The sequence below is a fragment of the Streptomyces sp. NPDC059909 genome (assembly GCF_042730885.1).
Taxonomy (GTDB): domain Bacteria; phylum Actinomycetota; class Actinomycetes; order Streptomycetales; family Streptomycetaceae; genus Streptomyces.
The window spans coordinates 118822-134448 of the sequence record NZ_JBHWKX010000009.1 but is presented as its reverse complement, the minus strand read 5'-3'; the positions used below and the strand labels follow the sequence as shown (position 1 = coordinate 134448).

Genomic DNA, 15627 nt, shown 5'->3' with positions numbered 1-15627 from the left:
GTCCGGGCCAGCGCCACGGCGCGGACGCCGCCCCGCCGCCCGTCGGCGTACGGCACGGGCCAGGTGGCGTCGGGGGGGGGCCACCACCCTCCCGCCCAACCACCCCACCACCCCCCCACCTAAGGCCCCCCCCCCCCCCCCACACCCCGGACCGCCGCCTTCTCCCGGACGGGGGAGACGGCGCCGCTCTGGCGGGAGTTCGCCGCTTCTCCGTACACGCACCCGCAGATCCCGTTCGTGGGCAGGGCGGGACAGTGTGGCGGATCGGCGCACTTCCCGCGGCGGCCCGTCGTGGCGAACGTCCTCCGCTACGGGGCGAAGCCCGATGGTTCCACCGACGCCGCCCCCGCGATCAACCGTGCCGTCGCCGCTGTCGGCGAACGCGGCGGCGGCACGGTCATCGTCCCGCCCGGCACGTACCGCATCGACGACGTCATCCGCATCGGTCACAGCAACGTCGTCCTGCGCGGCGCCGGCAGCGACCGCACCAAGCTCGTCGCGACGAAGAACCTCGCCGAGCTCATCGGCCCGTACGGCAGCCGCTACGGCGGCGACAAGTCCAGCTGGTCCTGGGCGGGCGGTCTCATCTGGCTCTGCCCGCAGGCGCGTTACGAGAGCCTCACCGCCGCCATCAGGGCCAGGGCCTGGCCCTTCGAGGGCTGGACCGGCAACCGGCGCGACGAGTGGACCAGCCTGGCCACCGTCCGGCCCGCCCGTCGCGGCGACCGGTCCGTCACCGTCGACGACGCCTCACGCCTGCGGCGCGGCCAACTCGTCCTGCTGCGCCTCGCCGACGACGCCGGACACACCCTGCTGGAACACATGGCGGGCGGCGGCCCCGGCGCCGAGGCGTACTACTGGGACGACAAGACCAAGCTCAACTCGTACGTCCCCTACGAATGGCCTGTGCGCGTCGAGTCCGTGCGAGGGGACCGGGTGTGCCTGGAGCGGCCGCTGCCCCTCGACGTACGCCCCGAGTGGGACCCGCGCCTGACCACGCACGTCGAGGCGCTGACCGGCTCCGGGGTCGAGGGGCTGACGCTGGAGGCGGTCGAGACCCCGCAGTCGCCCCATCTGCTCGACAAGGGCTACAACGGCGTCACCTTCCAGTGCGCGTACGACTGCTGGGCCGACGACATCACCGTCCGCCACGTCGACAACGGCTTCGGACTCGTCGCCGCGTCCGCCTGCACGCTGCGCCGCACCCGTGTCGCGGGCCGCGGCTCGCACCACCCGTACTTCTGCCGCGAGGGCGCGCACGACAACCTCGTCGAGGACTTCGTCATCGAGCAGCGCACCGTGCCCGCCCCGGCCGGCACCCAGCTGCACGGCATCAACGTCGAGGGCCTGTCCAGCTACAACGTCTGGTCCCGCGGCGTGATGGAGATGGGCACCTTCGACACGCACCGCGGAATGCCTTTCGCGAACGTACGGACCGAGATCACCGTCAACAACAACGGGCGGCACGGCGGCGACGCGTCCGCAGGACCGCTGTACGGCGCGCGCTTCACCCACTGGAACGTCACGGTGACGAACGAACGGGCGGGCCTGGTACGGATCGACGGGATCGCCCCGTACAGCGCGACCGTCGGCATCTCCACGGTGCGGGAGTTCGACCAGACCGACGTACCGGACTTCACCGGGCCGCTCAACTCGGTGATCGAGGCGTACGGTTCGCCCGGCTCGGTACGGCCGCGGAACCTGTACGAGGCGCAGCGCGAGCTCGGAAGCTAGCCCGTCCCCTCCGCCGGCGGCGTGCGCGCCGTCGGCGGAGGGGACGGACTCCACAAGACACCCCTCAGGCGCCGGGCACCTGGGCGTCCGTCTTCTCGGGCTTCTCCGGGGCCTCGGCCGTGACGGGGGCGGCCGAGGCGCCCGGGGCTCCGGGCGCACCCGCGGGCTCGGCCTCCGGCAGCCGGCGCATCAGTGCCCAGTACCCCAGCGCCGCCACCGTGCCGATCGCCGCGCACGAACCCCACAGCCAGGCGGAGCCGAAGCGGTCGATGACGTACCCCGCCATGAGCGGGGCGACGAGCGCCGCGACCGACCAGGACATCGTGTAGACGCCCTGGTAGCGGCCGCGTCCGTGGACGGGGGAGAGCCGGACCACCAGGCCCATCTGGGTGGGGGAGTTGATGATCTCGGCCAGCGTCCAGACGCACACGGTCAGCGCGTACACGCCGATCGACCCGGCGAATGCCGTCAGCCCGAAGCCGTACCCGGCGAGCAGCGCGGAGATCACCAGGAGCCGCTGCGGGTCGCGGTGCTCGATGAAACGGGTGACCGGGATCTGCAGGGCGACGATCAGCACACCGTTGACCGCGATGACGAGCCCGTAGTCGGAGGGGGACCAGCCGTCCAGGCCCATCGCCACCGGAAGCCCGACCGACCCCTGCATGAAGATCAGCGAGATGAGGAAGGAGAGCCCGACGACCCCCATGAACCGGCCGTCCCGCAGGACAGTGCCGAGCCCGACCTCCGCCTCGCTCTTCGCCGTGGCGGCACTGCGCTCGGGCCGGGACTCCGGCAGCCTGAGGAAGACCAGCACCGCGCAGACGAGCGTGAGCGCGGCCTCACCGAGGAAGCCGGCGAGATAGCTGTACTCGGCGACGAGGCCGGCGCACATGGAGGAGATCGCGAAGCCCAGGTTGATCGCCCAGTAGTTGAGCGCGAAGGCCCGCACCCGGTCCTCGGGGCGCACGATGTCCGCCATCATCGCCTGCACCGCGGGGCGGGACGCGTTGCTGGTCATGCCGACGAGACAGGCGACGACCGCGATCGCCGCCGGGTGCTCCATGAAGCCGAGCAGCGCGACGGACGCGGCGGTCGAGGTCTGCGCGATCAGCAGCGTGGGCCGCCGCCCCATCCGGTCGGCCATCACCCCGGCGCCGAGCGACGAGATGACGCCGCCGAGTCCGTGCAGGGCGGCGACGAGTCCGGCGAACGAGGCCGAATAGCCCCGCTCCAGGGTGAGGTAGAGGGCCATGAACGTGGCGACGAAGGCACCGAGCCGGTTGACCAGGGTGCTGGTCCACAGCCACCAGAACTCCCGGGGGAGGCCCGAGACGCTCTCCTTCGCGGCCCGTCTGAGCGTGGCTACGGACATACGGGCTTCCCCCCGGCTGGTAAGTGGTGCTGCGGCGATCGGCAACTTACAGAACCGGTTGGCCCGTGTGCCACTGAATTGACGGCAGACGTCAATCGTCGGCCGCACCGGGCGTCTATTAGGCTCGAGCCCATGGCCGACGCACCGTACAAGCTGATCCTGCTCCGCCACGGCGAGAGCGAGTGGAACGCGAAGAACCTGTTCACCGGCTGGGTGGACGTCAACCTCACCGAGAAGGGCGAGAAGGAGGCTGTCCGCGGCGGTGAGCTGCTCAAGGACGCCGGCCTGCTCCCCGACGTACTCCACACCTCGCTCCAGAAGCGCGCCATCCGCACCGCCCAGCTCGCGCTGGAGGCCGCGGACCGCCACTGGATCCCCGTGCACCGCTCCTGGCGCCTGAACGAGCGCCACTACGGCGCACTGCAGGGCAAGGACAAGGCGCAGACCCTCGCCGAGTTCGGCGAGGAGCAGTTCATGCTGTGGCGCCGCTCGTACGACACCCCGCCGCCGGCCCTCGCCGACGACAACGAGTTCTCGCAGGCGAACGACGCGCGTTACGCGACGATCCCGCCGGAGCTGCGCCCGCGCACGGAGTGCCTGAAGGACGTCGTGGTCCGCATGCTGCCGTACTGGTACGACGGCATCGTCCCGGACCTCCTGGCGGGCCGCACGGTCCTGATCGCCGCCCACGGCAACAGCCTGCGCGCGCTGGTCAAGCACCTCGACGGCATCTCCGACGCCGACATCGCGGGCCTCAACATCCCGACCGGCATCCCGCTCGTCTACGAGCTCGACGCCGACTTCAAGCCCGTCAAGCCGGGCGGCACCTACCTCGACCCGGAGGCCGCGGCAGCGGCGATCGAAGCGGTCAAGAACCAGGGCAAGAAGAAGTAGGCTTGGTGATCATGCCTCCCACCTGCGCATATGGCGCGGATGGGAGGCATTTTCACGGCCCGGGCCCACTCTGGGCCCTCAGCCCTCCGGATTCTGCGGCCGGAGCGCACGTCCGAGAGCCTTCCGGGCCCGCTCCCGACTGCTCGGCATGAGGTGGGCGTACACCTTCAGAGTCAGGCCCGGATCGGAGTGCCCGAGATATTCGGCAAGAGCCTTGATGCTCTCTCCGGCGTCCAGGAGGACGGACGCGTAGAAGTGCCTGAGCGCGTGCATGCCGTGCTCGCGGGCGGCGGCGTGCTCGCGGCTCTTGGCCTTCGGGATGACACCGACCTTCGCGAGGGCGGGCTTCCAGTGGTCCTCGTTCAGCGACGTACGCCAGACATGCCCGCCGTTGGGCCCGGTGAAGATGAGCCGCTTGGTCACGGGCTGGCCGTTCGCTCGCATCCACGGCAGCGCGATCTCTACCGGTGGGAACCGCTCCATGTGCTCCTTAAGCGCCTCCGCCACGGGATCGGGTAGGGGCACGTCACGGAGCTTGCCGCCCTTTGGGGGAGCGAACACGGGCTTGCTCAGGCTCAGCTTGAGTTGCTGCACCACGTGCAGGGTGCCGCTGTCGAAGTCCAGGTCATCGACGGACAGCCCGAGGATCTCGCCCTGCCGCAGGCCGCAGCCGGCGCCCACGTCGACCATGGGGCGGAAGCGCTCGACCATGGCGTCGCGCATGGCGAAGACGCGTTCCGGCTCCCAAGGGACGACCCGGCGCGTGCCCATCTCGGGAGGCGTCACTGTGCGCGAGTTGCAGGGGTTCCGGCGTAGGCAGCCGTCCTCTACGGCAGCGGAAAGCACGGCGTGTACGGGGTGGACTTCCCGCGGGGCACCTCCCCCACCCTTGAGCGTCCAGTCCTTGATGATGTGGCGGTTGAACTACGGGAACAACTTCAGGCAGGGCATGACGTCGTGGTCGACCACGGCTTCTGGACGCCGGACGACCGAAACCGATGGCGAGCCATCGCCACCGACGCCGGGGCAACACCAATACTCGACGCCGCACGACCCTGACTCTCGCAGTGTCACACGATAGTCCGCCGGATCGAGCCGAGCCGCGTGTTGATTCTCCGCGAGCCCTAAGCTACGAGTTTGCGGCCGCAGAAAGTACTTCTGCGGCCGTCCGAGCCGAGGGTCGGCGATTCGGATCTGCGTCTAGCAGCGCAGCGACTAGTCGCTTGATCTCAGGGCGTACCTCGCGTCGTCGCGCACCGATGGGCGACGCCACAAGGTCTCTGGAAGTCATTCCAAGGCACCGCCGGCCAACCAGGATCTGGTAGCAACTGACGCCAAGCGCGAACAGGTCGCTCTTGGCCTGGTCAATGGTGGGGTCCAGCCATTCTGGTGAGACGTATCCTTCACTTCCCCATGGAGGGACACCCCGGGAATCAATATGACAGGCGCCCTCGAAATCGATTGGACGAAGCGTATCTGCAGCGCCTACGACCATATTGCGAGGCTTGCAATCGCGCCATGCCCAGCCTGCTTCGTGTACCTTGGCCACTTGGAGAGCCATTTTGGCCGCCAGCGATAACGCATCTCCCATAGCAAGTACCCCTGCCTCTCGCACCAGATCCTCCAGCGTGCTCCTTCCCAGGTATTCGATGGCAATGTAAGCGTTTCCCTGCTCTTCGAACTCCTCATAGACCACTGGCACGCCGATGCCAGAAGATGCCAAGCTGTGCAAGACCTGCCTCTCAGCAAGGATGCGCGCCCTGCCGTCCTGTCGGTTCCAGTCAGTTTCACCGTGACGCCTGCCCTCCTTGATCACGCACTGTCTGAGCGGCGTGCTAGTCACGTCGAGGGCCTTATATACGCCCCCTTTCCCGCGTTGTACCAAGGCTTCGTAGACCAGGTAATCCGTGCGGAACCGACTGAACCGGCGCGGTGACGTAGGTACTGCGGGGAAGGGGTTTGGGGACCACGATGGCTCAAAGGATAGATCGGTCCTAACATCGGGAACCCGCTCCCCGTCGGGACCACACAGCGCTGGCCCGGCGTTGGGCCCATCTGCATTGCGCATTTTGAACGATCCGTATCGATAGAAAACGCGACTTCCCTTACGGTACGGGCGCTCGAATGGCACATCCGGCCCCGGGATGCCTCGAGTGAGCTCGTCGAGACGGGGGCTAGATACGTCGCCTCTCCGGAATTTCTGGGGTATACGGTGATGAATTTGCCGATCTGGCTCGTTCCGTAGAAGTACCCGCAATTGAGTCTACGTAGCTCCGCCAGGGTACTCGTCGTCTTGAACAGTACTCCTTGGGCGTGCAATTCTGGCGCAACGGCGGTCAAAACGCGAGTGGCCGTTAGAATCGTTGCGGAAACGTGCAATTTCCATCCCTGTTCCGCATCCCCTGAATGTTGCTGGCGGCTAGATCGCCAGATCGACTCCTGCGACGCCAAAGGAGCGTACTCTTCCGCAGCCATTCGCCAGGTATCTTCGAGTTGCTTGATGCGTTGAGTGTGCTCGTTGATGGCTGCGCTATGCAGCGTTGTTGGTGGCACGCTTTGCTCAGCCTCCCGTGGTAGTGGCCGTTGTGGTAGTTGTGGTGATGGTGCATGCGCCAGTGCTCGTTGTCGTGGTGGTCAAGACCGTAGTAGTGGTGAGGTGAATTTCCTCGTCGCCTTTACCCATCATTCGAGACAGGTCATCGGGCCCCTCTGCGAACTGATACATGAGATCGCTGAACTCGTTGGATTTTGACCCAGCCTTCGCCGCTTTGATTGCCTTGGTCTTGAGCTCTTCAGCGAAAACGGGATCCCGCAGGGCCCTCTCTACGACCTCGGTGATCTTCGTTGTACTCATCGCGCTCCCTTTCGAAAGAGTAGTCTTAGGCGCCTGGCCACCCCGCCAGCGTTAGCTATGACGTGACTACATGCCAACATTTCCCGTAGATCGCTACTCCAGAGGGGTTGCGTGACGCCTGCAGGCACCTGGGAATGGCGGGGTGGGCACGCGCACCAGTGGGACGCGGCCTGACCCGGCGGTAGGTCTCACGCCGTCCGGAGGTCCGGTGAGCCGGGTCTCAGTTGTGGTCTCGAACGGTGCTCGTTCCAGGGCCGTTCGATGGCGTCCGTCGTCGTCCGGTACTCACGCTGATCAGCGGCGTAAGCCGTTTCGCGTACCTCGCCGGACACGCGTGGACCGTGATCGGACAACTCGTAATGCGCAGGTCTCGGGTTCGAATCGCGAAGGCGGCTCCACTGAAGCCCAGCTCGGACAATGTCTGAGCTGGGCTTTTTCGTGCAGGCCGGTGATGCGAGGCGCGTGCCGCTGCCGTGCGACGCGTCCTCCGGCCTTCCTGCAGCAAGTCCAGGGCCAGCCCTGGAGACGAGTCCCGCGACTGTCCCGCCAGCAGTGGCGCGGATCCGCCTGAATCATTCGCCCCGTCCAAGCTCCGACAGACAGCGTTCCCTGCTGAGGCCAGACGCCGAACCGGAGTAAACGGCACAGACTTTCCGGTCGTCGTTGGGTTGCTGGCGTGCCATTGCCTGGTTGAGCGTCGTTGCGTTCCGTCCGACGACGGTCGGATAGTGCAATCAGGCGGAAAGATCTTTTGGACTCCGGCGAGAATGCCCCCATGACGGGCTGGCGAAGGGCGTGTTGGTGGGGACTGGCGGCGATCGGTGCGACTGCCGCGGTTGGACTGTTGGTGTGGGTGTCGGGCCGTGATCTGGAACGGTCAGATCAGATTGGGGGGGTGGTCGGGGCCGTGGCCGGCGTCTTGGGGTTGGCCGTCGCGCTGTGGCAGCTGAAGACCTCCACGACGACCATGCCTCCGGGCCCGGCACCGACAGCATCGCCTCCGGATCCCGTGCGGGCCGAGGGCGGGTCGAATGCGGCACGCGGCACCATCCGCAACACCCGAGCACGTGACACCGCACCACGTCTGGGCACGTCGCCGGCAGGCAGCGGCTCGGGGATCTCGGAGAGCGGCGGGTCAAATGCGGCCGGCGGAGACATCGATGGGTCGACCGCGCAGCACGGTCCGTGATGCGAAAGCGCCCTAGCCAGGACATCCCTGAAGAAAGCGTCACGACCCCTGAGGTTTCGGCTTCTCAGAGGTCGTTTAGGGATGGACTATGGTGATAGGTCGCTCCAGCGGCCGATCACCATCGGGATGACTCGCACCCTATATGCGCCTTCATTACTTTCTGAGCATCGACCTGTGCGCCCGTTTGATCTACTTGTCGGCACTGGATTCCGTCTGGTTTAGCAATGGGGCAAAAAATACCCATCGACGCGAGCTCCAGGCACCTCAGACTGCGCACGCCGACGGCGAATACGGCAAAGCAGGTTGAAGTGCCCATCGCGAATCAACATCAAACGCCCACTCAAGGGTCCAACGCCGCGGGCCGCGACATCGTGAATTCTGTGGCCCTGCATGCCGAGAACGTCCTTCCTGCGGAGGCGTACGGGCCGATCCCGGACGATGTGGCAGCAGGAGGGGTGTCGAACGTCCCGCGGACAGAAGTGTTCGTCGGCCGGAACAGGCAGTTGGAGGCGCTGGATGCCGCATTCGCGGCTCTCGGTGGTGTAGTGCTGCGTGCCGTGAGCGGGTTGGGCGGGGTCGGCAAGTCCACCCTGGCGGCGCGGTGGGCCGCCCAACGCGCCACGGCATGCGATGGTGGATCAACGCTGACAGCGTGGCCGCAGTTGACGCCGGTCTCGCCGAGCTTGCCCGCGCTCTCCAGCCGGGCCTGTCCGGGTTGCCGATCGAGTTGCAGAAGGAACGTGCGGTGGCGTGGCTCTCCAGCCACGACGACTGGCTCGTGGTGCTGGACAACGTCGATCACCCCGACCATATCCGTCCTCTGCTCGACCGGGTCAACAACGGCGGAAGGGTTCTGGTCACCACGCGACTGGCGACCGGTTGGCACAGGCTTACCACCACGATCCGCCTCGACGTCTTCACCGAGACGGAATCGGTCGACCTCTTCACTCGCGTCCTCACCCACGACGGCCGGCGTGAGACCGACGGCGCCCTCGAAGTGTGTACCGAGCTTGGACACCTGGCCCTCGCGGTCGAACAGGCCGCCGCGTTCTGCCAGGCGACCGGTGCCACACCCCGCGCCTGCCTGGGCATGCTGCGGCAGTGGCCGGCCGAGATGTTCGCCGCCGGCCCCGAAGGGGCCGACGCAGAACGCACCGTGGCACGAATCTGGCGCATCACTCTCGATCGCCTCGCCGACACGCCACTCGCCGGCCAAGTCCTTAGGATCCTGGCCTGGTACGCCCCTGATCACATTCCGCGCGCCCTGCTGGACGGCCTCGCTTCGCCACCAGCGCTGGCGACAGCGGTCGGACGGCTGCTGGCGTACAGCATGGTCACCGAGAACCCCAACGGAACCCTCTCGGTACACCGTCTCGTCCAAGCCCTCGCCCGTACTCCGCAGGTCGACGACCCTCACCGCAGCGAAGCCGACGTTGCCGACGCCCGCGACGATGCCACCACGCGTCTCAGGAACGCCTTCCCCACCGACGTCGAAACGCCAGCGTGCTGGCCACAGTGCCGGGAGTTGCTCCCCCACGCCGACGCCCTCGCCAGACACAGCCCACCCGAGCACGACACCGTCGAAACTTCGCACCTGCTGGACCGAGTTGCCACGTTCCGAGAAGAACACGGCGCAGTAGCGTCCGCTGTCGCGTACTTCCGCCGCGCTCTGGCCACCGACCAGCGTGTCCTCGGCGAGGACCACCTCCTAACGCTGACCGTCCGGAACAACCTGGCGGGGGCGTACGAGTCGGCGGGTGACCTGGAGCGGGCCACCCCGCTGTACGAAAAGACCTTCACCGACCGGATCCGGATCCTCGGCGAGGACCACCCCGACACGCTGACGTCCCGGAACAACCTGGCGGTGGCCTACCAAGCGGCGCGCGACGATCGCAGGTCAGCGGGAGTTTGCGTCCCGCTGACCTGGCCAAAAGAACGGGCCCGCCAGACCCAGGGCAAGAAGAAGTAACCCGACGCGAATGAGCCCCCTACCTGCGGTTTCTCCGCGAGTGGGGGGCTTGTCGCTGTGCTGGGGCCGTGCCTGGGCCGTCAGGTGCTGATCGGGCTGTCGGGCGTCACGGTGTGAGAAAGTCCGGTTCCGGCTGCTGCCTCACCTCTGCCTGCGCTCCCGCATTGCGGAGAGCCGCGACCGCCGCCTCGGCGTCTTCTTGGGGCACGCCGTCGAGGACTATGGCGGGGGCTTGGCGCGCCAGAACTTTGCTGCGCCAGAGGCTCAACCCCGTCAGTCGGCGTACGACCTGGGCGATATCCAGTACGCGGGCGCCAGGGTCTGTGAGCACCACGTCATGAGGTACGTCGTCGCACACCAACGTGACGTACTCGCCTGCCATCCCTGTTCCCCTCCCGCTCTGCTCAGGAACGTAGTCGTCCTCAGCCGTCGCAGGCTCTCGATTCGGCACTCTCGAAGATGGCGGCCGCGGCCTTGCGGGTGCGTTCCTGGCTGGAGGGCATCAGGTGCGCGTACACCCGGAGTGTCAGACCGGGGTCCGAGTGCCCGAGGTACTCGGCGAGCGCCTTGATGTTCTCTCCGGCGTCCAGGAGGACCGAGGCGTAGAAGTGCCGCAGGGCGTGCATGCCGTTCTCGCGGGATTCGGCAAAAGGCCGGCCGCGCTCCGGCACCGGGATGACCCCGACTGCGGCCAGGGCAGGCTTCCACGCTTCCTCGTTCAGGGAGGTGCGCCAGACGTGGCCGCCGCGCGGGGCGATGAAGACGAGCCGCTTCGTGACCATGGGGCCGTCACGCCTCCCGGGTACGTTGAGCCGTCAGCCGAGGGGGAACCGTGAAGTATGCAGTCGTCGAGCAGCAGGGCCGGGGAATCTTCTGGCACGACCCGAGTCCGTACGTTGCCAAGCTCCCGGATCTGCTGCCGGCACTTCCGCCCGGAGCACGTGCCTTCGCCTCACATCCGGAGCACTACGACTTCTCGGCCCCTCGCTGCATCAAGGATCTGAGGCCCCAGGCGTTGCCTGCCGCTGCCGATGCACTGGGGCAGTACGAGATCCGTTTCGCCTGGTCAGGTTGTGAGGAGGACGTGCTCACGATTCGGTATAGGGGAGTCAAGAGCGTTCAGATCGCGGCTGACGACGGGGGGTCGATCGAGCTGTCGGACTTCAACTCCGTTCGCCTGGACGAAGTCCTGCCAGATGAGGCCGGATGTAGTCACGAGCTGAGGCTGACGAGCGCAACGGTACGCATCGTGTGCGCGGACCTCAGGGCCGAGTGGGTGGCCAGCGCCAGCGTCTGAGGCGTGCCTCTCGCGTGCCCGATCCGGTGGGGGCGAGGGGGGAATCCACGGGGAGGTGCGGAGCGACCAGCGCGCTCCCGCAGGTCAGCGGACGTGCAGGTGCCGCAGTCCGCATACGGGATCTTCCAAACTGGTGCTCCAGCATCCAGCGGCTCGGCGCTTGTCTGAGTCTTTGAGACTCCACAGGCCTTACGAAGTTGGGCGTCCGGCGCGGACGAAGTCGAGGTACTCATCACCGGCGAGGCCGGCGTTCACCCAGCGATCACGCAGTGCGCCTGTCTTCGATTCCGCTTCCGCCATCGCGGCAAGCTCGTCATCTGTGACGGCGAGCTCAAACCCGAATTCGTCGTCGGGGTCCAGTGGCGGGAACTCCAGCAGGTCGCAGAACTGCTCGTGGCCCACGTCCTCCACCACGTGGAGCGTCACCACGTACCCGCGCTTGGTGGGCTCGATCCCGACCCACCGGACACCATGTGCCGCCGATGTCTCTGCCGCTCCGAGGAACTGCTCAATGCCCTGACCGCGCCGGAGGGCGCCGACGGCGAACTGCTCGACGAGGTAGCGCATGGGCGCAGCGTAGTGCCCGACCCCGTTCTGGGCCGTCGCTGGGCCGTCCGAGGCCGCTCGGCAGTAGCCAACGATGACCAATGACGACCAGTCAGTCGTAGTCGATCAGGGCCCGGACCAGCGAAAACCCAGGTCGCCGAGATCGCCCGCCAGACCCAGGGCAAGAAGAAGCAGGACCGGCTGATCAAGCCCCCTGTCCGCGGCCTCCGTGCGGGGCAGGGGGCTTCGCTGTCTGCGGGAGCTGACAGGACCGGCGGGGCCGGATGTGCGGAAGGGCCCCGTCCGGAGAACCGGACGGGGCCCTTCCGTCGTTGTGGCGGGCGGCCGGGCTAGCCGCAGCAGCCGCCGCACTGGCACGGCGCGCCCGACTGGCAGCCGCAGCCGCAGCCCGAGCCGCAGCCGCAGGCGGCGAGGAGCGGCAGGTGGCGGGGCGTGGGTGCCACTTCGACGGATATGTCCTGCTGCGGGTCGGTCGTGGGGGAATCAGCCATGAGGTCCTCCTCGAAGGCGTGCGTGTGTCGCCTTTCCTCATTGCATGCCCACTCGCCCCGGCGCATCAACGGCGCACAGGTGTGCCCCTGCCGCCGACGAGCTCCGCGCCTGCGCGCCCTCGGCCGCGGCTTCGGCTGCGCGCTCGGGGGCTACGCGCCCTCGACCGTCGTCTCCTGCTGGAGCTCGTCCGCGTGCTCACCCGTCACCAGGTACACGACGCGCTTGGCGACCGCGACCGCGTGGTCGGCGTAGCGCTCGTAGTAGCGGCCCAGCAGCGTGACGTCGACCGCCGTCTCGATGCCGTGCTTCCAGCGCTCGTCGATGAGGTGCGTGAAGAGCGCACGGTGCAGCTGGTCCATCTCGTCGTCGTCCGTCTCCAGCTGGAGGGCCAGATCGACGTCCTTCGTGATGATGACCTCCGCCGCCTTCGCCATCAGGCGCTGCGCCAGCTGGCCCATCTCGAGCATGGTGGCGTGCAGGTCCTGCGGAACCGCGGTGTCCGGGAAGCGCAGCCGGGCCAGCTTGGCCACGTGCTGGGCCAGGTCGCCGGAGCGCTCCAGGTCCGCGCTCATCCGCAGGGAGGTCACCACGATGCGCAGGTCCGTCGCGACCGGCTGCTGGCGGGCCAGCAGGGCTATCGCCCGGGCCTCCAGGTCGTGCGCCAGATCGTCGATCTTCTGGTCGCCCGCGATGACGCTCTCGGCGAGCTTCAGATCCGCGTCGAGCATGGCCGTCGTGGCGCGCCCGATCGCCGACCCGACGAGCCGGGCCATCTCGACAAGGCCTTCGCCGATCGAATCGAGTTCCTCGTGGTACGCGTCCCGCATGGGATGTCCCTCTCTTGGTGTGAACGGGGGTCCGGTGGGGCTGAGACCCCCACGCTCCCACGTTCCGTTCGTAACGCGTCCGGATCCTCCCTCCCAAATGAACCGGCACTTTATCCCCGGTGAACTCTGGGCGACGACTGTTCGAGCTGCCACTCGGATGGCTGGGAGACAGGTGAGCCGCCCGCATAACCTGGATGCATGGACGTGAACGCGGCGGTCGCCGCATTGGCTGCGATCGCCGGGGTGTGCACCGGCGTGATCGCCATGCTGGCGTTCCGCTGGAGCGAGCGCGACCAGGCGAGGCCCACGCGCACATCCCTGCACACGGACGCCGTGCTTCCGCCCGGCGTCGACACCGTGCTGTCCGTGCTCCGCTCCTCCGCGGTCGTCCTCGACGAGAGCGACTCCGTGGTCAAGGCCAGCTCGGCCGCGTACGCGCTCGGCCTGGTCAGGGGCGGGAAGCTGGCCATCGAGCCCATGCTGCACATGGCTCGTGACACCCGGCGCGACGGCGAGATACGCCAGGTCGAACTCGACCTGCCCCGCCGCGGCACCGGCCGCGGCGAGGCGCTCGCGGTCTCCGCCCGGGTCGCGCCGCTCGGGTCCCGCCTCGTGCTGCTCCTGGTCGAGGACCTCACCGAAGCCCGCCGTATCGAAGCGGTACGACGCGACTTCGTCGCCAATGTCAGCCATGAGCTCAAGACTCCCGTCGGTGCGCTCTCGCTGCTCTCCGAGGCGGTCATGGACGCCTCGGACGACCCCGAGGCGGTCACCCGCTTCGCGGGCCGCATGCAGATCGAGGCGACCCGGCTCACGAATCTCGTGCAGGAGCTCATCGACCTCTCCCGGGTGCAGAACGACGACCCGCTGGAGGACGCCGAGCCCGTACGGGTGGACGAACTGGTCGCCGAGGCCATCGACCGCTCCCGGCACACCGCGTCCACCAAACAGATCACCATGGCCGCCGGCGGCTCCGCCGACCTGCACGTCTGGGGCAACCGCGGCCAGCTCGCCGCCGCCCTCGGCAATCTCGTCGAGAACGCCGTCAACTACTCCCCGGCCCGCACCCGCGTCGGCATCGCCGCACGCCGCGTCGCCGCGCCCGGCGGGGACCAGATCGAGATCGCCGTCACCGACCAGGGCATCGGCATCTCGGAGAAGGACCGGGAGCGCATCTTCGAGCGCTTCTACCGCGTCGACCCCGCCCGCTCCAGGGCGACCGGCGGCACGGGCCTCGGCCTCGCCATCGTCAAGCACGTGGCCGCCTCGCACGGCGGGGAGGTCACGGTCTGGAGCACCGAGGGTCAGGGCTCCACCTTCACCCTGCGCTTGCCCGAGGCCGGCTCCGTCCGGGACCGTACGCACAGCCACATCGTCGACGACGCCGACGAGGGACTGTACGACGCGGACCCGGATCCCGGTCGCCATTCCGGGCCCGGCCCGGATCCCGCTCTCCCGACCGCTCACGCTCACGATCACGCTCACGATCACGATCGTGATCCCGAATCCGATTCCCATCCCGAATCCCACCCCGGTCCTGATCCCCGGACCACCCCACGCGAACCATTGCCTGCCCCGGAGGTCCTTCCGTGACCCGAGTGCTTGTCGTCGAGGACGAGGAATCCTTCAGCGACGCTCTTTCCTACATGCTCCGCAAGGAGGGCTTCGAGGTCGCCGTCGCGACCACGGGTCCCGAGGGGCTCGACGAGTTCGAGCGCAACGGCGCCGACCTCGTGCTCCTCGACCTGATGCTGCCGGGCCTGCCCGGCACCGAGGTCTGCCGCCAGCTGCGCGGCCGTTCCAATGTCCCCGTCATCATGGTCACCGCGAAGGACAGCGAGATCGACAAGGTCGTCGGTCTGGAGATAGGAGCCGACGACTACGTGACCAAGCCCTTCTCCTCGCGGGAGCTGGTCGCCCGCATCCGCGCGGTCCTGCGCCGCCGCGGCGAGCCGGAGGAGGTCACGCCCGCCGCCCTGGAGGCCGGTCCGGTCCGTATGGACGTGGACCGTCACGTCGTCACGGTCTCCGGCGGCAAGGTCGACCTGCCGCTCAAGGAGTTCGACCTCCTGGAGATGCTCCTGCGCAACGCGGGCCGCGTGCTGACCCGTATGCAGCTGATCGACCGCGTGTGGGGCGCCGACTACGTGGGCGACACCAAGACCCTCGACGTCCACGTCAAGCGTCTGCGCGCCAAGATCGAGCCCGACCCGGGCGCTCCGCGCTACCTGGTCACGGTCCGGGGACTCGGCTACAAGTTCGAGCCGTAAACCGGCCGGCTGCCCTGGCGACCGGCCCGGCCGACCCCGGCCGGTATCCGGACACCCGCCACCCGGCACCTGGTGCCCGGCACCTGGTACCTGTACGGCGGTGGGGGAAGCGAGCCTGCCTCCTGCGTGGGACAACCGGTGGTTGGATGTTGGGGGTGGCTG

Annotated in this window: 13 protein-coding genes and 2 pseudogenes; 6 read left to right on the top strand and 9 right to left on the bottom strand. The window is 67.9% G+C overall.

All coding sequences use genetic code 11. The features are described from left to right. Positions 1–228 precede the first annotated feature (228 nt). Positions 229–1734, top strand: coding sequence for a glycosyl hydrolase family 28-related protein (locus tag ACFV9O_RS09705; RefSeq protein WP_385414679.1), 1506 nt, complete (start codon positions 229–231; stop codon positions 1732–1734). 64 nt (positions 1735–1798) lie between these two features. On the opposite strand, the gene ACFV9O_RS09700 is transcribed toward ACFV9O_RS09705, so the two are convergent. Beyond that, positions 1799–3106, bottom strand: coding sequence for an MDR family MFS transporter (locus ACFV9O_RS09700; protein ID WP_385414629.1), 1308 nt, complete (start codon positions 3104–3106; stop codon positions 1799–1801). Between the two features lie 132 nt (positions 3107–3238). On the opposite strand from ACFV9O_RS09700, the gene ACFV9O_RS09695 reads away from it, so the two are divergent. Next, complete coding sequence (locus ACFV9O_RS09695) at positions 3239–4000, top strand: phosphoglyceromutase (protein WP_385414628.1); 762 nt, start codon at positions 3239–3241, stop codon at positions 3998–4000. A 78-nt stretch (positions 4001–4078) separates the two neighbouring features. On the opposite strand, the pseudogene ACFV9O_RS09690 reads toward ACFV9O_RS09695, so the two are convergent. The 3 genes and pseudogenes from ACFV9O_RS09690 to ACFV9O_RS09680 form a co-directional block, all read right to left on the bottom strand. Beyond that, a pseudogene (locus ACFV9O_RS09690) lies at positions 4079–4855 on the bottom strand (tyrosine-type recombinase/integrase); the annotation flags it as partial. Between the two features lie 274 nt (positions 4856–5129). Then, positions 5130–6068: a protein kinase gene (locus ACFV9O_RS09685; protein WP_385414625.1), complete on the bottom strand. Its 939-nt coding sequence runs from the start codon at positions 6066–6068 to the stop codon at positions 5130–5132. A gap of 492 nt (positions 6069–6560) precedes the next feature. Continuing rightward, a complete protein-coding gene (locus ACFV9O_RS09680; RefSeq protein ID WP_385414623.1) occupies positions 6561–6854 on the bottom strand; it encodes a hypothetical protein in 294 nt (97 codons plus the stop codon). Positions 6855–8695: 1841 nt separating this feature from the next. On the opposite strand from ACFV9O_RS09680, the gene ACFV9O_RS09675 reads away from it, so the two are divergent. Beyond that, positions 8696–10012, top strand: coding sequence for a tetratricopeptide repeat protein (locus ACFV9O_RS09675; protein ID WP_385414621.1), 1317 nt, complete (start codon positions 8696–8698; stop codon positions 10010–10012). Between the two features lie 106 nt (positions 10013–10118). On the opposite strand, the gene ACFV9O_RS09670 is transcribed toward ACFV9O_RS09675, so the two are convergent. Then, positions 10119–10394 (bottom strand): ribosomal protein L7/L12, encoded by a 276-nt coding sequence (locus ACFV9O_RS09670; RefSeq protein ID WP_385414619.1) that lies wholly within the window; start codon positions 10392–10394, stop codon positions 10119–10121. Positions 10395–10434: 40 nt separating this feature from the next. Further along, positions 10435–10803: pseudogene (locus tag ACFV9O_RS09665) on the bottom strand (tyrosine-type recombinase/integrase); the annotation flags it as partial. Between the two features lie 41 nt (positions 10804–10844). Between ACFV9O_RS09665 and ACFV9O_RS09660 the strand changes: the two are divergent. Further along, a complete protein-coding gene (locus ACFV9O_RS09660; protein ID WP_385414616.1) occupies positions 10845–11309 on the top strand; it encodes a hypothetical protein in 465 nt (154 codons plus the stop codon). 189 nt (positions 11310–11498) lie between these two features. Here ACFV9O_RS09660 and ACFV9O_RS09655 read toward each other — a convergent pair whose 3' ends face one another. The 3 genes from ACFV9O_RS09655 to phoU form a co-directional block, all read right to left on the bottom strand. After that, positions 11499–11876 carry a hypothetical protein gene (locus ACFV9O_RS09655; protein ID WP_385414614.1) on the bottom strand — a complete coding sequence of 126 codons (378 nt, stop codon included), beginning with the start codon at positions 11874–11876 and terminating at the stop codon, positions 11499–11501. A 329-nt stretch (positions 11877–12205) separates the two neighbouring features. Further along, a complete protein-coding gene (locus tag ACFV9O_RS09650) occupies positions 12206–12367 on the bottom strand; it encodes a hypothetical protein (protein ID WP_385414612.1) in 162 nt (53 codons plus the stop codon). A gap of 150 nt (positions 12368–12517) precedes the next feature. Next, complete coding sequence (gene phoU, locus ACFV9O_RS09645; RefSeq protein ID WP_385414609.1) at positions 12518–13195, bottom strand: phosphate signaling complex protein PhoU; 678 nt, start codon at positions 13193–13195, stop codon at positions 12518–12520. A gap of 198 nt (positions 13196–13393) precedes the next feature. On the opposite strand from phoU, the gene ACFV9O_RS09640 reads away from it, so the two are divergent. Next, positions 13394–14788: a sensor histidine kinase gene (locus ACFV9O_RS09640; RefSeq protein WP_385414606.1), complete on the top strand. Its 1395-nt coding sequence runs from the start codon at positions 13394–13396 to the stop codon at positions 14786–14788. Further along, complete coding sequence (locus tag ACFV9O_RS09635; protein WP_018847140.1) at positions 14785–15465, top strand: response regulator transcription factor; 681 nt, start codon at positions 14785–14787, stop codon at positions 15463–15465. Before ACFV9O_RS09640 ends, ACFV9O_RS09635 begins: the two co-directional genes overlap by 4 nt. The last annotated feature ends 162 nt before the right edge of the window (positions 15466–15627 follow it).